This is a genomic window from Peribacillus sp. FSL K6-5616 (assembly GCF_038008245.1).
In the GTDB taxonomy this organism is placed as follows: Bacteria; Bacillota; Bacilli; order Bacillales; family DSM-1321; genus Peribacillus; species Peribacillus frigoritolerans.
Genome location: NZ_JBBOYT010000001.1, coordinates 2,717,930 through 2,739,592 on the forward strand (window position 1 = coordinate 2,717,930; position 21,663 = coordinate 2,739,592).

At 41.1% G+C, this 21,663-nt stretch carries 16 protein-coding genes and 1 pseudogene; 3 read left to right on the forward strand and 14 right to left on the reverse strand.

Annotation, left to right across the window (positions count from 1 at the left end):
• The first annotated feature begins 144 nt into the window (after positions 1–144).
• Both MHB45_RS12975 and anmK read left to right on the forward strand, forming a co-directional pair.
• Positions 145–1,755 (forward strand): glycoside hydrolase family 10 protein, encoded by a 1,611-nt coding sequence (locus MHB45_RS12975; protein WP_072273976.1) that lies wholly within the window; start codon positions 145–147, stop codon positions 1,753–1,755.
• Between the two features lie 163 nt (positions 1,756–1,918).
• Positions 1,919–3,091: an anhydro-N-acetylmuramic acid kinase AnmK gene (gene anmK, locus MHB45_RS12980; protein ID WP_072273975.1), complete on the forward strand. Its 1,173-nt coding sequence runs from the start codon at positions 1,919–1,921 to the stop codon at positions 3,089–3,091.
• 90 nt (positions 3,092–3,181) lie between these two features.
• Here the strand turns inward: anmK and MHB45_RS12985 are convergent, their stop codons facing one another.
• From MHB45_RS12985 to MHB45_RS13030, 10 genes are all read right to left on the reverse strand, one after another.
• A complete protein-coding gene (locus MHB45_RS12985; RefSeq protein WP_072273974.1) occupies positions 3,182–4,621 on the reverse strand; it encodes an NAD-dependent succinate-semialdehyde dehydrogenase in 1,440 nt (479 codons plus the stop codon).
• Entirely contained in the window at positions 4,618–6,006 is a 1,389-nt protein-coding gene (locus MHB45_RS12990; protein WP_072273973.1) for a solute carrier family 23 protein, read from the reverse strand. The genes MHB45_RS12985 and MHB45_RS12990 overlap by 4 nt, the downstream gene beginning before the upstream one ends.
• Positions 6,007–6,020: 14 nt before the next feature.
• Positions 6,021–7,172 carry an iron-containing alcohol dehydrogenase gene (locus tag MHB45_RS12995; RefSeq protein ID WP_202186395.1) on the reverse strand — a complete coding sequence of 384 codons (1,152 nt, stop codon included), beginning with the start codon at positions 7,170–7,172 and terminating at the stop codon, positions 6,021–6,023.
• 133 nt (positions 7,173–7,305) lie between these two features.
• A complete protein-coding gene (locus MHB45_RS13000) occupies positions 7,306–8,910 on the reverse strand; it encodes a sigma-54 interaction domain-containing protein (protein WP_072273971.1) in 1,605 nt (534 codons plus the stop codon).
• 1,222 nt (positions 8,911–10,132) lie between these two features.
• Entirely contained in the window at positions 10,133–11,626 is a 1,494-nt protein-coding gene (locus MHB45_RS13005) for an aldehyde dehydrogenase family protein (protein WP_072273969.1), read from the reverse strand.
• A 55-nt stretch (positions 11,627–11,681) separates the two neighbouring features.
• The gene (locus MHB45_RS13010; RefSeq protein ID WP_081088818.1) at positions 11,682–12,623 is read right to left on the reverse strand and encodes a PDR/VanB family oxidoreductase; all 942 of its coding nucleotides are present in this window, start codon (positions 12,621–12,623) and stop codon (positions 11,682–11,684) included.
• Positions 12,624–12,652: 29 nt separating this feature from the next.
• On the reverse strand, positions 12,653–13,171 hold the full coding sequence (locus MHB45_RS13015; RefSeq protein ID WP_202186396.1) for a hypothetical protein: 519 nt from the start codon (positions 13,169–13,171) through the stop codon (positions 12,653–12,655).
• A gap of 12 nt (positions 13,172–13,183) precedes the next feature.
• The gene (locus MHB45_RS13020; protein WP_072273966.1) at positions 13,184–14,173 is read right to left on the reverse strand and encodes a heme-dependent oxidative N-demethylase family protein; all 990 of its coding nucleotides are present in this window, start codon (positions 14,171–14,173) and stop codon (positions 13,184–13,186) included.
• Positions 14,174–14,218: 45 nt separating this feature from the next.
• A complete protein-coding gene (locus tag MHB45_RS13025) occupies positions 14,219–15,631 on the reverse strand; it encodes a purine-cytosine permease family protein (RefSeq protein WP_048683686.1) in 1,413 nt (470 codons plus the stop codon).
• An 82-nt stretch (positions 15,632–15,713) separates the two neighbouring features.
• Positions 15,714–15,944 (reverse strand): hypothetical protein, encoded by a 231-nt coding sequence (locus MHB45_RS13030; protein ID WP_048683687.1) that lies wholly within the window; start codon positions 15,942–15,944, stop codon positions 15,714–15,716.
• Between the two features lie 167 nt (positions 15,945–16,111).
• Between MHB45_RS13030 and MHB45_RS13035 the strand changes: the two genes are divergently transcribed.
• Entirely contained in the window at positions 16,112–17,944 is a 1,833-nt protein-coding gene (locus MHB45_RS13035) for a sigma 54-interacting transcriptional regulator (RefSeq protein ID WP_048882894.1), read from the forward strand.
• 315 nt (positions 17,945–18,259) lie between these two features.
• Here the strand turns inward: MHB45_RS13035 and MHB45_RS13040 are convergent, their stop codons facing one another.
• The 4 genes and pseudogenes from MHB45_RS13040 to MHB45_RS13055 form a co-directional block, all read right to left on the reverse strand.
• Positions 18,260–19,036: a YibE/F family protein gene (locus tag MHB45_RS13040; protein WP_048687582.1), complete on the reverse strand. Its 777-nt coding sequence runs from the start codon at positions 19,034–19,036 to the stop codon at positions 18,260–18,262.
• Positions 19,036–20,172, reverse strand: a complete 1,137-nt coding sequence (locus tag MHB45_RS13045) for a YibE/F family protein (protein ID WP_373689747.1) — start codon at positions 20,170–20,172, stop codon at positions 19,036–19,038. Before MHB45_RS13045 ends, MHB45_RS13040 begins: the two co-directional genes overlap by 1 nt.
• Positions 20,173–20,786: 614 nt before the next feature.
• Positions 20,787–21,125, reverse strand: a complete 339-nt coding sequence (locus MHB45_RS13050) for a VOC family protein (protein WP_072273965.1) — start codon at positions 21,123–21,125, stop codon at positions 20,787–20,789.
• Positions 21,126–21,280: 155 nt separating this feature from the next.
• A pseudogene (locus MHB45_RS13055) lies at positions 21,281–21,559 on the reverse strand (SRPBCC domain-containing protein); the annotation flags it as partial.
• Between the last annotated feature and the right edge of the window lie 104 nt (positions 21,560–21,663).

Sequence of the window (21,663 nt, forward strand, 5' to 3'; positions counted from 1 at the left end):
ATTTCGTGAACCAAACCTACGATTTTTTTTATTGTTGGATTTTATCTCAGTTTTCATAGGTGATAAATACATATATTCATTATTTGTTAACGCTTACAAATAATTAAATATAAATATTAGTAATGAAATGAGGTTGTACTATTGATGTATGAAAGAATTACAAAGAAAAAATTCGGTTCATTGGCACTAGCCGCTTTGGTGGGAGGATCACTTCTCCTTCCAGCTGATTTGAATGCAAATGCAGAATCAGGGACAATCCCGCAAGCAACTACTTATGTAAAACAGGAACTGCGGGCAACTTGGATTGCAAGTGTGTTAAATATTGACTGGCCGTCCAAACCTGGTTTATCCATATCAGCACAGAAAGAAGAATTCATAAAATATTTGGATGAACAAAAAGCGATGGGGATGAATGCTGTCGTTATGCAAATCAAACCCACTGCGGATGCTTTTTATCCTTCTGAATACGGTCTTTGGTCAAAATATTTAACAGGGGTCCAAGGAAAAGATCCTGGGTATGACCCTCTTGCATTCATGGTAGAAGCGGCACATGAGCGTAATATGGAGTTCCATGCGTGGTTTAATCCGTACCGCATTACGATGCCTTTAGGTAAAACAGCTGAAATAGCGGATATTGATAATCTTCCAGAATCTCATCCTGCTAGAAAGCATCCGGATTGGGTCATACCATATGGACAGCAATTGTACTTTGACCCAGGCATCCCTGGCGTACAACGGTTTGTGATCGATGGAATATTGGAAGTTGTTAAGAATTATGATATCGATGCAGTCCATATGGACGATTATTTCTATCCTTACAAGATTGCAGGAGTACCTTTCCCAGATGATATTTCCTATCAAAAATATGGAGCAGATAGATTTACAAATGTTGAAGATTGGCGCAGGGATAATGTAAATAATCTTGTTAAAAATATAAATGAAGAAATCAAGGCAGAAAAATCATATGTGAAGTTTGGTATAAGTCCATTTGGTGTTTGGCGCAACAAAGCAGTTGATCCCACAGGATCTGACACTGCCGCGGGACAAACGAATTATGATGATTTATATGCAGATACCCGAACATGGATCAATAATGGATACATTGATTATATTGCCCCTCAATTATATTGGAATATAGGATTGCCAGTAGCTGACTATGCCAAACTTCTGGATTGGTGGACAAAAGAAGTCGCAGGTAAAAATGTTCAACTCTATATTGGACAGGGAGACTATAAAATTAATACAGAGTCAAATGGTGTGCAAAACTGGTTCAACCCTGAAGAAATGCCAAACCAGTTAAAACTGAATCGAACATATAAGGAATTTGATGGAAGCATGCATTTCAGTGCCAAGGATTTACGGAAAAACCCCCTTGGGATAGCGGATCGCTTAAGCGAGGATATTTATAAGCATCCCGCATTGGTTCCAGCCATGCCTTGGATTGATGATCATGCACCAAAGGCCCCAAAGGTGAGCAAGGCCACACAATCAGGAGATGGGATACAATTCGAAATTCAAGATCATAAGCAATCAGATGCAACCTATTATGCCATTTATCGTTTTGATGGGAAGAAAAAAGGAAACATTGAAGATTCAACGAACTTACTTGCCACAGTGCATAAAGAAAATACAAGTCAATTGTTTAATGACGGCAGTGTAGAAAAAGGAAAGACTTACACATATGTTGTGACAGCATTGGACCGCACCCACAATGAAAGCAAACAAACTAAACAGATTGATATAAAAGTAAAATGACCTTCAAGAAATAGAATTATAGTTTAAGAGGCGCTTCTCAGTGAACAATGGAAGTAAAGCATCCATAAACAATATATTGGAAAAGGTTTTATCTTAATAGCATAAACTGTTGCATATTATGCTATATCAGGATGATAAAAGAATTGAAGTAGGTGGAATGACGATGTACATAGTTGGATTAATGTCCGGAACATCACTGGATGGAATTGATGCCGCACTTATTCGGGTGAATAATAGTGGACTCGAGACTGAAATGGAAATGATTGAGTTCATGACATGCCCGTTTCCAAAAGAAATTGAAAAAGAAATTATGCAGTCTTTATCTGCAGATACATCCAATGTGCAGTTAATATGCAGTTTGAATTTTAAATTAGGGAAATTATTTGCCAAAGCCGTAAAGGAAGTTTGTCATAAAGCTGGATTTCCCATTAATAAACTGGATCTTATTGGATCCCATGGCCAAACCATTTACCACCAGCCTTTACAAGAACAAAATTATATACCCTCCACTTTGCAAATTGGGGAAGCTGCAGTAATTGCTCACGATACAAACACACTTGTCATCTCTAATTTCCGGACGATGGATATGGCTGCTGGTGGACAAGGAGCTCCACTTGTTCCTTTTACCGAATACATTCTTTATAGAAGTGAAGCAAAGGGACGATTACTTCAAAACATAGGTGGCATTGGAAATGTAACGGTCTTACCCAAGCAAGCATCTCTGGATGACATGTACGCTTTTGATACAGGTCCTGGGAATATGATCATTGATGAAGTATGCCGCCAATTGTTCAATATAAGCTATGACGAAGGTGGAAACATAGCTAAACAAGGGCAAATTAATGACGGACTTTTATCTTATTGTATCAGTCATCCTTATATTATGAGCCCTCCGCCTAAATCAACGGGTAGGGAATTGTTTGGAAAGCAATATGTAGTAAAACTATTAAAGAGGTTTGAATCGGTTCCGAACCAAGATATTTTGGCAACAGTAACGATGTTTACAGCAAAGTCCATTGTGGAAAACTATCGAAATTTCATCTTTCCAAAAACCAGTATTGAAGAAGTGATCATTGGCGGCGGTGGCAGCTATAACAAAACGTTATTAAACATGATTCAATCACTGCTTGGAAATTCTATTCGAGTTTTGACTCAAGAAGAGTTGGGATACTCTTCTGAAGCGAAAGAAGCGGTGGCTTTTGCATTACTTGCAAATGAGACTTTCCATGGTCATACAAGTAACGTTCCCAAGGCTACCGGTGCTGACTCCGATGTCATCCTTGGAAACATGACCTTTCCTCCTTCCTATCTGAAGGGACGTAAAAATGCATTTTAACCATTGAAAAAGAGTGGAAGGCACATCGATAATTGATGTGCCTTCCACTCTTTTTTTGCCTTAAGAATCATGGCGGCCCCTTCTGTTTTGTTACTGGCCAAGCTGCATGGAGACATACTTCACTTCTAAATATTCATCCATGCCGTAGTGTCCCCCTTCCCTGCCTATACCGCTTTCCTTCATGCCTCCAAATGGCGCTTGGGCAGTGGATGGGGCACTGTCATTAATACCGACAATCCCATATTCAAGAGCATCCGAGTAGGCAACCGCCTTATTAAGTGACTCGGTATACACATAGGCTGCCAAGCCAAAATTCGTGTTATTGGCTCGATCTATCGCTTCTTGATCGGTTTTGAATGTACTGACTGGCGCAATTGGCCCAAACGTTTCTTCCTGCATGCACAGCATATCATCGGTTACATTGGAAAGTATGGCTGGTGCTATGAAATGGCCTTGTTTTTCATCGACTTTTGAAGTGTTATGGATTGTGGCGCCCTTACTTGCAGCATCCTCCAATTGAAGCCGAACCTTTTTAACTGCAGCTCCATCTATCAATGGACCAAGATCGGCTCCTTCCATTCCATTTCCAACCTTCAAAGTTAAAACGGCTTCTTCGAAAGCTTGTAAAAACGGCTGTTCAATTGTCTCATGGACGAATATCCTGTTCGCACAAATACATGTTTGTCCAGCATTCCTGAATTTCGATTGAATCAAACCATTTACTGCTTCTTCGATATTCGCATCCTCAGCAATGATGAACGGAGCCAATCCACCGAGTTCAAGCGAGACTTTTTTCACTGTTTCTGCCGCCTTTTTCATTAGATGTTTCCCTACTGGAGTGGAGCCGGTAAATGTGATCTTCTTAACACGTGAATCATTCATCCACACGTCTGATACATCTCCCGGTTTTTGTGTAGTTACAATATTTATTACACCAGCCGGAATGCCCGCTTCATGAGCACTTTCAACCAATAGCAAAGCGGTCAAAGGCGTTTGTTCCGCGGGTTTGATGACCACGGTACATCCCGCAGCAAGAGCAGGCGCCACTTTTCTCGTGATCATGGCAGCAGGAAAATTCCACGGGGTAATGGCAGCAATGACACCGACTGCCTGCTTTTGCACTAAAATACGCTTTGATGCAACGGAGGCTGGTATGATTTCCCCATAGTTGCGCTTTGCTTCTTCAGCGTACCATTTCACGAAACTTGAGGCATACTTCATTTCACCTTTTGCCTCTGCCAATGGCTTTCCTTGTTCCAGGGTCATGATCGTTGCGATTTCATCCAGCCTGTTCTCAATGATTGTATACCACTTCTCAAGTAATTCCGCCCTATGGTATGCACTCGTTTTCGACCAAGTCAGAAAAGCAGCTTGAGCTGCATCCACAGCAGCCTTTGCCTCTTTTTCGTTAGCGTCCGGAACATAGCCCACAGGCTCCAATGTTGCTGGGTTTTCCACTACAAAATGACTTTCTGTATGAATAGATTCGCCGTTTATATAAATTGGCCATTTTTCCACTACTTTTTTCATGATGCTTTACTCTCCTCTTCTTCTCCATGATCTGTAAAAGTCTTATCATTCTCTCCTTTGAAAAAGTCCTTGCCATATAATAGGGCACATAATAGAATTCCTGCAGCAAACGCCATGCCAGCACCTTTTATGACAAGGATGGCAGCAACGATACCTGCAATTCCGAGGTCGCGTTGGCTCTTCGCCTGCATCACGCCTACGCGTACGCTAACATATCCTTGAACCAAAAGCGTCAAGGCCAAGGCGACACCGAGAATGGGTTCCACCAGGCTGACTACCGGCAATAAGAACAACCCTGTATTCGTACCCCAACGGAACGAGCCGGCACCGCCGAAGAAAGAATTCATGGCTTTCTTGCCATTCTTGAACCGTTCCACAACCACGACCTGCATGGCTGCCCACAACGGACCGCACATTGTTATATCAGGTCCGATAAAACTCATGATCACATTTCGGCCGCCAAAAATTAAATGGGCTCTGTTTGGATTATAGTCCACTTTTTCATCTTCCCTGACCTCATCGGATTCAGAAAGCAGCGCTTTTGTTTTGAGCACATCACCGAATACGACTAAATAAGTAGCAAATACAGCTGGAATCGCACTTAAAAAGAAGGTCAAGGCAGGAAAACCTAAACCGAAAACAGTATAGTCTGACCAAAGCGTAGCAAAATCCGGACTGCTGAATCCCCATTGGATATCAGGCCATTTTGCTTCTCCAAAAATTGGTGCTACAAAGACCGCGAGCAAAATTGCCGGCAATATCCCTAAATTCCCTATGAATACCCAAACTTTATTACGCATTTTCAATTTTCCAAAACTTTTCGAAAACAGCAGATAAAAAGCAAAGCCGATACAAATGCTAATTGTATAAGGAAATAAATCAAACTTTCCACCCACTTCAAAAATGGAAACGACAGCACCAATACCCGCCCCTAAAATAATGCCTGATTTGATTGCATTCGGCACTAGTCGCACGACCTTACTGGCAAGTCCGGTCATTCCTAGCAATATCGATAAAATACCTAATGTTAATTGAAACGCAACGAGTGCATAGACCCGATCAGGCCCCTCCGGAAATTGCCCGACGAACAATACAAGCAATGGAACCGCAGGTGTAATCCAACCTGGTATAACCGGGTCCCCGAGTAAATGATGTGCCAAGTATAATAATCCATTCAAGATAACGACGGCTAGAGCCACATCAAAAGGCATACCGAGATGGTCTGCAAGCAGCGTAATCGCTCCAAGGTCAACTGCACACATCAATAATCCTTGAACGTAGTCAGGCCACTCAAAACGATAATGGACAAATGGCAGTCTAATCTTAAAAGGTCCCGCAGGTATATACGATGTCTCTTCTCCGTAGCGGCGTTTTTTCCATTTCATATTGTTTCCTCCACTTAAAAGCCATAGGCTGAACGATATATTTTTTCGATATCCCGAACGTTTAAAGCACGGGGATTATTGCGAAGTAAACGGACTTGTTTGATGGCCTCGGAAGCCATTTCACTTAAAGCCGATTCAGGAATATCAAATTCACTTAGTGACTGTGGTATATCAACATAGCGACATATTCTGGTCATCGCTTCTATAGCTTTATCCGCTGCCTCATCATCATTTAAATGATTGACTTTCTCTCCAAGTGCTTCAGCAATGTCGCGAAACCTTTCCAAACATGCAATTTTATTCCACTTCATGACAAATGGCAGTAATAATGAATTGCTGACTCCATGTGATAAATGGAAGCGGCCTCCAAGCGGATAAGCCAAGGCATGAACAGCTCCAACACCCGCATTGCCAAAAGCTAACCCTGCCATTAGGCTTCCAGTGATCATCGCTTCCCGTGCTTCCAGATTATCTGGCGCAGCATAAGCCTTAGGTAAATTTTTTGCGATTAACTTCATGGCCCCAATTGCCAAAGCATCCGTAACGGGCGAAGCAAATTTGGAAATATAAGCCTCGACCGCATGAACAAGTGCATCCACTCCACTCGCAGCAGTCACACTTGGCGGGCAAGTCAGCGTCATGACGGGCGATACAATCGCTACATCCGGTAAAAGATACGGACTTACAATTCCCTTCTTAACCTGTTCTTTCTTGTCCGATAAAATTGAAATATTCGTCACTTCTGACCCGGTTCCTGCCGTCGTCGGTATGGCTATTAAAGGTAGACCTGGGACTTCAATCAAGTTCGTACCGAAATAGGTCTCGATGCAGCCAGAATTCGTAGCCATGACGGAAGAGGCTTTCGCAATATCCATCGCACTTCCACCGCCTACCGCAATCAGTCCATCATGTTTTCCGTCCTTGATTGTCCGTACACAATGCTCAACGATTTCAATTTCCGGTTCCGGATTCACATCCGAGAAAATACCGTATGCTGATGAAAGTAAATCCTCAACCCTTTGTACAACCCCGGCACCCACTAAAACTTTATCTGTAACGATCAACGGATTCTTCATCCCTAATCGCGTAACCTCATCAGTCAGCTGCTGTAAAGAATCTGCTCCTGTCACCAATTTGTTAGCCATAGAAAAAATAGAAATATTCATGGTTATCTCCCCTTTCATGTATTTACTATTGCAGGAATCATGCCAAAGTTTGAAAACGCTTAATTCATAAGGGAGATAACCTTTTTTTCATGGGTAACAGGATCAATGATGAGTGGAAAACAAATCAAATAAACTAATTCGATTCGTTTTCTAATCGCATGTGAAATTTTTTCATTTTTTGCACCAAAGCGCTTTGACTGATATCCAAAGAGATGGCAGCGGCCCTTGTAGTCCCATACTTCTTCATCGCATTCAATATCAGGGAACGCTCCAGCTCGGAAACGGCTTCCTTCAAAGAATGTGTTGTCGTTTTTTTTGATAAGACCGGCTGGATGAAAGATGGTAAATTAGACAAATCAATCGTATCATCATATGTCGTGACGACCAGCCGCTCTGCAAGACTCGCAAGCTCACGTATATTGCCAGGCCACGAATAGTTCGTCAGCCATTCATAGCATTCCGGTGTCATCTTTTTCTTCTCATTATATTTTTCATTGAATTTTTTCAAATACATTTCTAAAAGCGGGATCGTTTCTTCCTTTCTTTGGCGTAAAGGAGGGACTTCAAAGGAAACGATATTAAGCCGGTAATAAAGATCTTCGCGGAAGGATCCTTCTTGCACCAGGGAGGGAAGATCGCGATGGGTGGCTGTAATTAACCTGACATCCACTTCTTTCATTTCGGTAGAACCCACTCTCATAAACTTGTTTTCTTCTACCACTTTCAAAAGTTTCACCTGTAACTCTAAAGGTAAATCCCCAATTTCGTCCAAAAATAACGTGCCACCATTCACTTTCTCAAAAATCCCCATTTTTCCATTCTTAAGGGATCCAGTAAATGCCCCTGGTTCATATCCAAAAAGTTCAGATTCCACCAAGTTCGCTGGAATGGCTCCGCAATTTAATTCAAGGAAAATCTTTTCCTTCCTGGAGCTTTTGGCATGTATGTACTTGGCGATTAAACTCTTCCCTACTCCCGTTTCCCCCTGCAACAAGATCTTCGCATCCGTTTTTGCTACTTTATCAGCAAGTTTGAATAAAGGAGTTGTAGAAGGACCAATGATTATTTCCTGTAAATTCACCTGTTCCGAGCCAGGCAATAATTGGGAAATAGGTTGGAAAGATAACTTTTGGCTGTCAATCGTATACTTCATCCGGATTAATTCAGTAATATCCCTGACACTATTTATGACAAATATGACTTCATTCTGTGGCGATAGAATAGGTGTGGCCGATACGATAATCTTCCTTCCATTTCGAATTCTTTGTGTCAAAGTAACTTGATTCTTCGTTCGAATGGAATCCAATGAAGCCGAAACGGATATCATACCTTGCTCAATTAAATAACTCATCGGTTTTCCGATGATTTCCTCTTCTCTTATTCCAGTAATACGTTGATAAGCTTGATTGATAAATAATGTCGTTCCATCACCATCCGTGATATACACTCCATCATATAGAGCATTAAAAACAACCCTGCATAAATCACTCTCAAAGAATGCTTGAAATTGATCATATGGTATTGAATAATTCCGTAAATTTTGCAGCGGTGCATTAACCGTAATGAAATGAGAAATGGGCTTCGTCAAATCACTCTGCTGCACTGCCGCAGATAACGCCTCTATAGTCAAAAATCCGATGAAATCCTCTGAATCATCCAAAACTTCCACTTCAGTGCTTCCTATCGGGAAACATGATATTGCTTCCTCCACTGTCATATCCGAATAAAACTTAGTCATCAATATCCACTCCCTGACTGGTCTTTACTATTTGATAGAACGCTTCCTCCTTGATTGAAGACTAAAGTCCTGTCGGCTTCCTAGTCTATTCAATTAAAGATGGCAATGACCTTATTAAAGCATTATGTAATGTTTTTTCCTTTTTAATGATACTATGTAGACAATCAACGACACCAAGAATAAATGCTGTACCGGTAAAAACGATTCAATCTCATTGCCCTATTTCTGATTAAACCGATAAATAGCATTGGTATGTTACTTTTATCATATCAATGGAGTTTTTTATGCTCAAATCCATTTTCACTCATCACAGGAAAACTTGTCCTTTTGTTGCATAATGAAAATGCCTGCGAAATGGCTCATACCTTAAGATTGTTTAATTTCAGATACTTTAAGCTTAAAAACAATTTGTTAAGTTTTTAATAAGTTTCTCCACAGTTTGAAAAAACCTAATCCGTATTTGGATTAGGTTTCAGACTGTAGATAAACTCGATGAAAACTCAGTTTGCATTGAAAAAGTTGCAGTTGATTTCAGAGATCCGCTCCCTTTCCGCCGACTGCCTGCCAAGCCTCCTCAGCGCAAGCGCCTGTGGGGTCTTGGCAGACAGTATTTCGGCAGGAGTGTCGCAAATCTCTTCAATCTAGTGAGGGTTTCATCCGTATAAACTAGTAAAAAACATGAAAGATACTCAAGTTTAATTTTAAAATCTTGGTTCGGGGCGAGTGCAATTCGAAATTCCTTTTTCCAAAAAATTGATGAAACCGCCAGACTGTAAACGAATTGGAGGAGAAGAGCCAGTTTCGCTACAATATTTCTTAAAAAGTAGTTCCGGTTGATTGGAACGTAAGGTACGAGACTCCTGCGGGAAAAGCGTGGCCAAGGGAGACCCCGCAGGCGAACAGCCGAGGGCGGACCGCCCGCGGAAAGCGAGTGCCTGGAGTGGAAATCATTACACATAACCCTTTCAGGAAATTCGCTCCCTTTCCGCCGACTTGTCTGCCAAGCCTCATCAAAGCAAGCGCCTATAGGGTCATGGCTAGCCAGTAATTTGGCAGGAGTGTCGCAAATCTCTTCAATCCAATTAGGATTACAGTAAAAAAACATTCTCTCTAATCGAACTCCTAACCCCATTTTGTCGCCAAACTGACACTTAATACTTATTTGGATTAGGTTTTTTGATTTGATTAAAGATAGTAATTTGCTTCCTTTCTAATGAGATGCTTAATTTGGAAACCAGCCGACGGGTTTTACATCGAGATTAATGTTGATTTGTTTAATTTCCTGGTATTCATCCAAGCCGTATTTTCCTAAACTTCGTCCAATCCCGCTCTGTTTGTAACCGCCCCATGGCGCCTCGACATATGTTGGATGATAATCATTTACCCATGTGATGCCTGCCCGTACCTTCTTGATCACACGCAATCCTTTTGCACCATCGTTTGTGAAGACGCCGCCTGCAAGGCCGTAGTCTGTATCATTTGCCAGTTTAATAGCTTCTTCTTCATCTTTGAACTTTTGAATGACAACGACTGGACCGAAGATCTCTTCTTGTACGATGCGCATGTCAGGTGTTACATCGGTGAAGACAGTCGGTGCAATGAAGTACCCTTTGTCAAGACCGTCATCAACAAGACGGTAACCGCCTGCCGCAAGTGTCGCACCTTCCTGTTTGCCGATTTCAATATAGTTCAAAATGCTATTCATTTGCGCTTCGCTGACAATGGCCCCCATGTTGCTGTCTTCTGCAAGTCCAGGTCCAACTTTAATTTTATTTGCGCGTTCAACATAGCGTTTTACATATTCATCATAAATGCTTTCTTCAACTAGAATTCGGCTGCCTGATGAACAAACTTGGCCGGCACCGAAGAAGATGCCAAATAATCCGTAATCGACGGCCGTCTCTAAATCTGCATCTGCAAAAACGATGTTAGGTGATTTACCGCCAAGCTCAAGGGAAATTTTCTTTAAGTTGCCCGCTGCCGCCTTCATGATAGAGCGGCCAACATCCGTACTTCCTGTAAATGAAACAATGTCAACATCGTTGCTTTCCGCAATGGTTTGACCGACAACGGTGCCGCGGCCCATCACCATATTAGCCACACCTTTCGGGATGCCTGCTTCCTCCAGGATTTCGAATAATTTCATTGCTGTTACAGGTGTCACTTCAGCCGGTTTATATACAATGGTGTTCCCTGCCGCAAGCGCCGGTGCGATTTTCCAGACACTCATTAGAAGCGGGAAATTCCAAGGTACAATCAAACCGGCTACACCTACTGGCTCACGAACAACCATCGCTTGCACGGGAGCGGGAACTTGATACGTTTCCCCTTCTGGATGAAGGACCAAACCAGCGTAGTAACGGAAACACGCGGCGGCATCAGCAATATCGAAACCTGCCTCTGCTTTAAGTTTCCCGTTGTCCATTGTTTCAAGAATCGTTAACTCTTCGGCACGTTCATCAATTTTATCAGCAATTTTATATAGGTAGGAAGCACGCTCCTGTGCTGTTAGGCCTGACCAGATTCCACTTTCAAAGGCTGCCTTCGCTACTGAGATTGCCCTTTCTGTATCTTCTTTGGTGGCACGCGGAGCTTTTGCAATGATTTCCTGTGTTGCAGGATTGATTACCGTGATTACTTCATTTGAAGATGAGGCCTGCCACTTACCGTCGATGTAATTTTTAAGCTCTAATACTGCCGTTTCTAATATTGTCATGTTTCATTCCTCCGGTTTTCATTATTTTTTTATTGATCTGAACGGAATTCAATCGTTACAGTTTTAAGACCAGTCTGTCTTCCTTCGCACGTGAGCAGCATGTCAGGATTGACTTTCGTGTTTGACGGTTTTCTTCGCTAAGGAAATAATCCCGGTGATCCACTTCACCTTCTGCAACATCCACCTCACAACTTCCGCACCCGCCTACTTTACAAGAATAAGGTGCATCGATTCCTTCCCTTAAAAGCGCATCAAGCAGTGTTTCACCCTCATGAACGCGGATGGACCGATCGCTGTCCGTAAGGTCGACGATGAAAGGATCTCTCGCCCCATCATTTTTTGTCGCAAATAATTCGAAGTGGATCGCATGTTCCGGATAACCATAGGAACTGGCAGCTTTTCGATACTCTTGCACCATCTCGATTGGTCCGCAAAAATAGACGTGCGTGCCAATGCGATGATCCATCATCGTCTCGGGCTTCATTCTGCGTTTGTCTTCTGCCTGCGAAAAATAAAAGGTGCATTGATCAGGGTATTTGGCTTTCAGCAGATCATAAAAAGCACATAACTCCGGAGTGCGTGCTGCATAATGGAGTTCGAAGGTTTGCCCTTCGGCGGCCATGTCTTCCATCATTGCCAGAAATGGGGTTATGCCGATTCCAGCTGCATAAAAAGCATGATGCTTAGCTCGAAAGCTGAGAGGGAAGTTATTTTTAGGAAAACTGACTTCCAACCTGGAATCTACCTTTACTTGATCATGCCAGAAAGCCGAACCTCCGCGTGATGCCTCATCACGCCGAATGGATATTGTATATTTATTGCGGTCCCTTGGGTTGCTGATAAGGGAGTACTCTCTCTCGAAAATCTTATCTCCAGCCGGCATGTAAGTGGTCAAATGCGAACCGCCTGTAAATGCAGGCAACGGCTTTCCATCAACTGGAATCAACTCGAACTGTTTCACGAATGGAGTTTCTTGAATGATCTTGTTTACTTTCATTTGAATATTTCCTACTACCCGCATGATGATCAGCTCCCTACTTCTTCTTTTCCGATCGGGATGTATGGGTAACCAATATAACCTTCCCGTACGATTGAATAAAAAGGACCTATTTCAAGACTGGCTTTGCAATGGTCACATTCTGCAATTTCTGCTTCTTCTTCGACTTCCGACACTTCGAAACATTTCATGCAATATACGTAACGTCGTTTAGGCCCGATAATCAACGTCTGGATCTCAGCTTCAGATAGGCCAGCCTCCACTCCGAGCGAGAAGATCATCACGGCATTGTTCCATGAAGCCGCAATATAAAATTGGGTGCCCATCTTTTGTGACAGGATGAGTCTCTTAATCTCCTCTTTATCTTCCATTCCGTTAATGGATAGACATTCAACAGGCACTGTACCTTCGATTTCAGAAGTGAAACTTTTCGCCTGATCATATCCGGCTTGATCAGAAATGACAACAAACTTTCTTCGTTCATTCCGAGGGGTAAATTTATTTACGATCGTAATGGATTTATCAAACAATACTGGACTATTGTACAAGGCCCTATCCTCCTACTTATTGTTTATCTTCGCTTTTTTCTTTTCATCGATACTCCTCAAATATTCGACCGATTGTGGAAGGAATGGGGCAATTCCTTTGTATTCAGCCATTGGTCCGGGAATATCCTGCAGTACGCTATATGTCAGATCAAACCACTCCTGGCGCAATGTCAAATCCTCTAGTGGCAGGAATTGAGTATTCAATACGAATAGAATGGCGTTGCTTCGTGGCATGCGATAAAATTTTTGTTCTTCAACACGCAAACGAACAAGTTTACCTGCATTTTCCGGTGTTATTTCAGAACGTTGCGGTCCCCAGACATCCATCGTTTCATAGTTGACATCCCATCGGTCAGCCATCAGGTTCCAGTTGATGCGTGTCCATGGCTTACCTGGCTCGATGGATAACAAAAACTTGCGAACGCGCTCTGCCAGTTCATCGCCCTTCCGCGATACAAATGGAACAGGTGCATGGATTTCATCAAAGGACATGCCTTTATTCCAGTTAGCTGAGAAGAGTGCGGCGTATGAAACTTGCCCCACTTCCAAATAGAAATTACTATCGCGATGAACCATTAAAACAAAATCATTATGGAAATGGCGGCCAATATAATCAAGCGGCTCATATGGAAGCGTGCTTGCATCGCCATACACGAATGAATCGATTTCCCCGAAAATGTGGTTCTTGAAAGTCCATTTGTCCTCATCTTTACTGACCTCGAAATGCTCCGGATAGCGATCAGCTGCCATGTCGATCAGCATTTCCAATACTTCCCATTGCATTTCCATTGTGTGTGGAAAAGATTGAAACCTAATATGCGGCTGTTCTTGAAGGAGACGACGCTTCGTTTCCACTTGGAGTTTGTATTCTGGTGTAACTTCAATACAGTTAATGTTTGAGAGTCTTTTCAAATCGTTTGAATAGCGATAGTTACCTGAAGTGAATGGAAATGGGAATGTATCTAAATCAGTTGTTTTGAAATCTAAACTTTGTGTAAACATTGAACAATCTCCTCTCGTTCCCTAGATTCTTTAAAGTGCATTTTTTCATTTAGCTTCCTTTAATTCAACAGATGGACGCTCCATGTCAACTTCAAAACGGAAAATGTATTTAGATGAAACATAATAAGTGACTAAAGCGACAAAGTATGTTGGAATTCCGGCAGCCGTATAAAGGAAAAAATCACTTGCTTCAAAAGTCAATGGATTATAGAGTGCCCAGTAAACGATCGTTCCAATGACCACCGTGAGAACGGCAGACGGGTTAATGCCTTTCCAATAGGTATAAGAGCCTTGTGTGTCATACAAATCCCTTATTGAAATGCGTTGGCGCTTTACAAAAAAGTAATCTGCCACGACAATGCCGCCAAGTACAGCCATAATGAAGGAAATGACAGCAATGAATGAACCAAATGCATCGTAGAACGTTGAGCTTAGAAGTAAGAATATAGCCGGTACGGTCGTTCCCATCGCAATCATCCATGACTTTTTCGGAAATACCGTCTTAAAGCTGACAGCTTGTGAGTACATAAGGAAAATGGCTGCACCGACATTCCCTACCGAAAGTAAAATCAAGCCAATGAAGCCGCCCCAACTTCCTGCGATGGAAAACATCCAGTCAGAAGGATTAAGTGAACCAGCGACTAATGCAGCAAGTGCCCCAACTAAAGCAGCGATACAGACGATGATTCCATAGCTGTAGAATCCCGCTTTAAATGCGCCTCCTTCTGTTTTGGATAAACGGCTGTATTGGCCAAGATACGGAAGCCATGAAAAGCCGAGACCGATATTTAATTCCAGGGCTGTCGCGAATGAACGAGAAGTCGTTTCAAAGGGTTCAGAAGGAAGTATATGAGCAACTTTCGTGAATCCCTGTCCAAACAAGACAATTGCGAGAAGGCCAAACATGAGAACCATAAAAACCGGAACGGCCACTGCGGTATATTTTTGAATGGCTACCGGTCCCCTCACGGTTACAAGAAATGCACAGATAAAGAGTAAAATCGAGAAAAACGGCGCCCCCATTGCTTGGCTTGAAAAAATGGCTGGCATCCCTATCCAATTAGCAGCCTCTGCCAACGCCTGGCCGGACATAAAGAGCGCAATGGAAATGTAGCCGAGAGTTAAAATAAGAAAAACAAAGAAAAAGATATTGGATCCTAAATACCCTAGTGAACTTCGAAACCCTACAAAAGTGTCTATGCCATAACGTGCAAAATAAAGGGTAATAGGAACAATCAACAGCATAGGGAAGGCGTTACCGAATAAAATCGCTGCAAGTGACTGCTTCGCGTCAAGCATTGTACCTGTATATCCACCAGTTAACAGCCCAAAAGATGAGAGGCCAATAACAACTTGAACTAAAATTAAATCCCGTAGGTTAAAAATCCGGTCGTTTTTACTTGCCGGTAAGAACCCAAAGGCCACATCCTTTGAAATGGAGGAATTCTCTTTGCTCACACGCTTCTCTCCCAACTATTAAAATAATGATTGTATGGCTTGGAATAAGGCTGTCATTGTTCTTGGTGATCTAAACAACATTTCAGACGAGTGTATAGATTAGGTAGGCGATGATTAAAATCATGAAAAAAATAGAACCTGACGCATCACTCCATTTCATTTTTTCGATTTTCACGGCATCTTCCTGCTCATACGCATTGATCCGCTCATTCAAATCTGAATATAGATTTTTAATAAAGGGATCTTCAGAATTGATATTCTGTTGGAACTGATTCTCTTTATTCAAAATCGCTTCTCCCTCCTTTGCAATCATGCTTTCTAGTCCCTTCTCTTTACTTATTGCAATAACCATGCCAATCAGAAAGCACTATGCTAACAGGGTTTTCAATAGGAAGAATATTCATTTCTGAAACTATTGAACAATTGTGAAATTTCTGTAATATGAAACTAGTAAGTTAAATGAAAGGCAGGTAGACATAAATGGATCACTTCACCTCTGCACTCTTGTCTATTTACGACCAGCTTATTGTGACAGATAAAAATGGCACCATCATGAAATCGACCGGAACAGGGAATACCTTATTCCATACAATCAAATCCGCTATTGTCGGTGGTTCCATCAAGGATGTTGAACAAGATTTATTTTCTACAAGCTTGGCGGAAGAGATTATGGGCAAAAATGAGAAAAGATCTTTCATGCAGTCCTCATGGCAGGGGCATGAGCTGCTGATGACGGCATACCCGATTGAATCCGGGGCATGGGTCTGGGCTTACAAAGAAATTAAAGACTCATATCCAGATACATCAAGGGGGCAATCGGGACCATTATTGGAATCGAAAAAGCCAACTTTTCCATTTGTGATCCGCAGTAAACCGATGCTCGATGTCCTGCATAAAATGCAAATGGTTTGTGATGTCAGCGCAACCGTCCTTTTATTGGGGGAATCCGGTGTAGGGAAGGAAATAGCAGCCAGGGCCATACATAATATGGGTAATAGAAGCGACGGACCATTTATACCTGTCAATTGCGGTGCCATTCCGGAAAACCTGATTGAAAGCGAACTGTTTGGCTATGTAGAAGGGGCTTTTACCAGCGCACGGAAAGAAGGCGCCAAGGGAAAATTCACACTGGCCCATAAAGGTATCTTATTTTTGGATGAAGTAGGCGAGTTACCGCTGAACGTACAGGTAAAACTGCTTCGTGTCCTTCAGGAACGAGTCGTCACACCAATTGGAAGTTCGACCTCACACCCTGTTGACATTCAAGTGATTGCCGCAACAAATAAATCGCTCGAAAAAATGGTGAAAAAAGGTGAATTCCGAGAAGACTTATATTATCGTCTTCATGTCGTGCCTATCCATCTTCCGCCGCTAAGAAATCGTGTGGATGAGATTCCCCACCTGGTTCAGTTTTTTTTACAAAAGTACAATACACTGTACAATCGAAAGGTAGCGTTCACCCCGGATGCAATCGACTTGCTTTGCATCTATCAATGGCCCGGTAACGTGCGAGAACTTGAAAATACAGTTGAAAGACTCGTGATTACTAGCGGAATACCGGAAGTGGATGTTGCTTTGGTTAAAGAGGTGCTTCCATTTAAAGAGCCCAAACCCCCTTCACTACCCGTCATCGATTTCCTAATGCCTTTGCAGGAAGCAGTTGACCTTGTGGAAGAACAACTCATCAACATGGCGATGGAACAATATAAATCATTGAAACTGGCGGCAAAGGTATTGGAAGTCAGCCAGCCGACGATGAGCAGGAAATATAAAAAATTACGAAATAAAATGGAAGAGGCAAGCTTTTCACCAGTGGATAAACGGGCCATTTTAGAAGAACAAATAAACCAGCGGCTTCGATCCATTGCCGTTGTGACCGCAGCTATCATTCCAGCTGAAGAGGTTATCAGTCTACAAAAAAATATGAACCGGCAACCTTCCTATTCCCAGAAATTAAAACAAAAACTTACCATGATTCAAGAAAAGGAAGGCGTAATTGAATGGGTCTTTATATTTATCATGACGGAGGATGGACGTCTGATTCACCTCGTTGCAGACAAAGGCTTTGTAATTGAACCGGGGGAAGAATATATGGGTCCCCCGGAAATGGTCAATGTCGCTTACCAGGCGTTTAATGGTAAAGCGGGTGTTACTCCCATATACGAAGACAGGTACGGTGAGTGGAAAACAAGCTTTGCGCCAATCATCGATGATGACGGCAATATTGTAGCTATTGTCGGATGTGATTACAGCAAAGCCTATTTCAATTCAGAAATGCAACGTCTCCGTAAACAACTAAACATACATGTTTGATTTCGGCATGCAGTCCTATTATCGAATTGGAGCCCTGGGTAAAAAAAGAAAAGCTGATAACAGAGCCATTTTGAACGGGCTTCTGCAGTCAGCTTTTTCGTTATTATCAAACCATATATACATCATGAACGTTATGAAGGAATTAAAATGGCAGTAAGCTTATATAGGCAATATGGCATCTTGTTCCTCCACCAACCGCCCTCAAAAATGAAACGGTTAAGCGTAGGAGCAGAATATGGATAATCATTTGCAAAAAAAACAAAGATTTATCCCGATTATACAAATGAGTGCCCATAAGCTTTTTTGCCATGAAACCTATATAACTTTCTCTTTATTTTCTCCTTTTTTCACCAAAAAATAAGCAGTAATCAAGGCTGTAATAGGAATTATCAGGGCTACTCCTGTTCCAGCACAAAATATTGTGATCATTTCAGCACTGAATATTTTTGAATTTACTATTTCTCCAACAGAATAGGATAAATCTTTAAACCATATAAGCAATGCCAAATAGCCTCCAAAGAAAGCAAAAAATAGTGTATTCGTAGATGTCCCTAAAATATCCCGCCCAATACTCAATCCAAATGTGTATAATTCCTTCTTGCTAATGGATGGATGGTGATGATACATTTCTCGCATGGGAGATGCAATGGCCATGGCTGTATCGATAATCGCGCCAATAGTACTCATAATAATTACTGAAGCACCAATTTTAACAAAATCCACCCCAATATAAAGGGAAAAGATGCTAAGCTCTTCTATTTCTTCTTCACCGAAACCTTGTATCATCGCATTTTCCGTCACAATGACAATAAAAAAGAGTACAATAACAATCGTGATAATAGTAGAAATGAATGCTGTTTTTGTTGTACTGTTCACTTCGTTAATGAAAAATAAATTAATATAACTAATCACCGTACATGCAATCAATGTTACGATATACGGATCAATATATGGATTAGTCATAAAAATGATGGTGAAAAGTAACACACCAAAGTTTAGGAACAAAGCAAAAAATGAACGTGCCCCTTTTTTTCCGCCAATCAAGATCATTAATATAAATAGTATAAACGCTAGCAACACTAATACATTCATTATCTTTCCCTCTTTCGATTAATGAAAAAAATAGAGACATATAGACCGATCGGGATAGTTAACACAATTCCGATACCACCTGCAAGAGCACGGGCCAATTCCAATGTTAGGTTCATGGAAAGGGTAAATCCCAATGCAGAATTATTTTTCAAATACAAAATAATCATAGGAATGGAACCACTTATATAGGCAAAAAACAAAATATTTGTCATGGTCCCCATTATGTCTTTTCCAATCTCTAATCCTGAAGTTTTAAGTGCTTTTACTGATATGTGGTTATTCTTTTCATACAACCCGAAAATCGAAGAAGACATGGTAATGGCTATATCCATTACAGCTCCTAAAGAACCGATAAATAACCCTGCCAAAAACACCATTTTATAAGGACGAGTGATAAATTGCATCTCTTCATATCGAAGGCCCTTTTCGGAAGTTAACCACATAACAAGATAAGCAATGAACAGCGATAAAAAAGTCCCTAACAGTGTCGCAATCACCGCTGCATAGGTTTTTTCATTAAAACCATTAACGAGTAAAAGGGAAAAGACCGTAAATAGTATGATACTTATACTGCATATCAAAACCAAACCAATGTTTGATGTATTCAAATAAAAATCTAATGCATATGACAATAATATGGCATTGACTGCCAAACTAATAATTGAAAGCAGGCCTTGTTTTTTTCCAACGATAAGTAATGTAAAGATAAAAACCCATGCTACAATCAACACAAATTTATCACGTTTTACGTCTTTTATTGTTCCAGTTAACTCTGAATTTTCTTTAGTCTTCGTATCAATCGAAACAAATAAATCATTTCCAACTCGATATTCTTGATCAAAAGCTCCGGATGAGGAATATTCATTTTTTAAATGAATTAGCTTTCCTTTTTTTTCTCCATTTTGTATTTCGGCTATTATACTCTGGGTAAATAGTCGATCTTCATTTTGATACATATCATTCAATTCAGTTGTATTTTCCAGATTTGTTTTGATGACTTTGGCTATTGGTCGTTCATAGAATGAATAATTGTGATGAACAAAGATAACAGACAAGACAAAACAAAGTGCTATGACGGCGTACAAAGAAACCTGCTTGTATCCCATTTTTTTAAATTTATTTACGATAACATTCAAAATAAAACCTCCAAATATCGGGTGGGCAAAAAAAGCAGGGAGGAGCCAGAATTGATTGGCTCCACCCCGCCTTACTAGTATTTGATTTTATTTATCTTATCATGAATGAATTTGGTTTGCGAAAACAAAGTCCGATTTACCACCTTAACGTCTCCCCGGTAGGATGGGAAGAACCAAATTTCATAAAATACTTGTCAAGTCCCTTCATTCCTGATTTTCTCACTTCATTGTCAATACCATCAGTTGTGAAAAACTAAGGGCAATACTACAATTTCCTAAGTAGTATTGCCCTAAAATTCGTATAATTATCGTTTAGTAAAATCGCGAATGATTCAAGAATACATTGAAGATCTTTTTAAAATCTAGTATCTCAGAGATGCTTGGTGGATTTCTGGAGCATGACTACTTCCATCGCTCCAACTTTGGAATTTCCCTAGTTTGCAATAAATGTAGGTATTTTCATTTTTTCCATCAATTGATTTTGAACAAATTCTTGCATTTCCATTGCAGTAATATTTTGTGTAAATCCAGCATTTTTAGCACTTTTACTACCATCTTTTTCATTTCTCCACCTAATTCATCTTTAGAAAACGGCATTTCATCTCCATATACTTTTAACACAGTACTTCAACGTTAAATCCTCCGGGTGCTTCTACGTAGAAAGTATATCCGTGTAAATGTTGTGGAGGTTTTACCTTGAATCCATCCTCCTTCAACCGCTGATTGATCCTGTTAACTTGTTCTTCATTTTCTTGTATGAATCCAACATGAAAAGTCTTGGGGTATTGTACATTGCTTCCTTTTATCAGAGTCAATATGGAACCATCATCATCTTTCATTGCAGCGAACCCATCTCCCCTACTTCCTGCACATGTCAATCCAAAGTATGTTTCTAAAAACTCACGTGAAGCTGTAACATCATTAACAGTTAAATTTATGTGATTGATTTTCATTACTTCCCCCATTTTTAATAGTATAGTTTTCTTTTCCTTCTCTCCACATGCTTCATTGTCCTTAGCTGCATAATAAAAAAGCGATCCTGCTTAAGTAAGAATCGCATATGTTCAGTTCATATGACACGGAGTTGTTAAATAGCACCTATAACTTTTTAACACGGCTCCTGAAGATTTTCCAGAAGGTCGTCGAGGCGATAAAATTGTGAGGCACATCCTTGGACTATACCCATTCCCATTACTTGCTGAAGCCCCTCGGCTGAAGCGAATCGAGAACGCATGATGAGTTTTGTCTTACCCTCGTGTTCAACAAACGTCAAAGTTACCAGTGTAACTGGCATACCGTCGGCTGCGTTGCCTCCTTCATCTGCAAACATGTCCGTTAAGACAATCTTCTCGGGTACGATTATTTCTTGATAAACAGCTTTCCCCCAAGATTCTTGTCCATAAAATCAGACATTTCCATTCCTCCTTCCTATTTTCGTAATATGATATTCCTTCTATTTCGTCAAAATGTCAGTATTCCCCTCCCGATTCA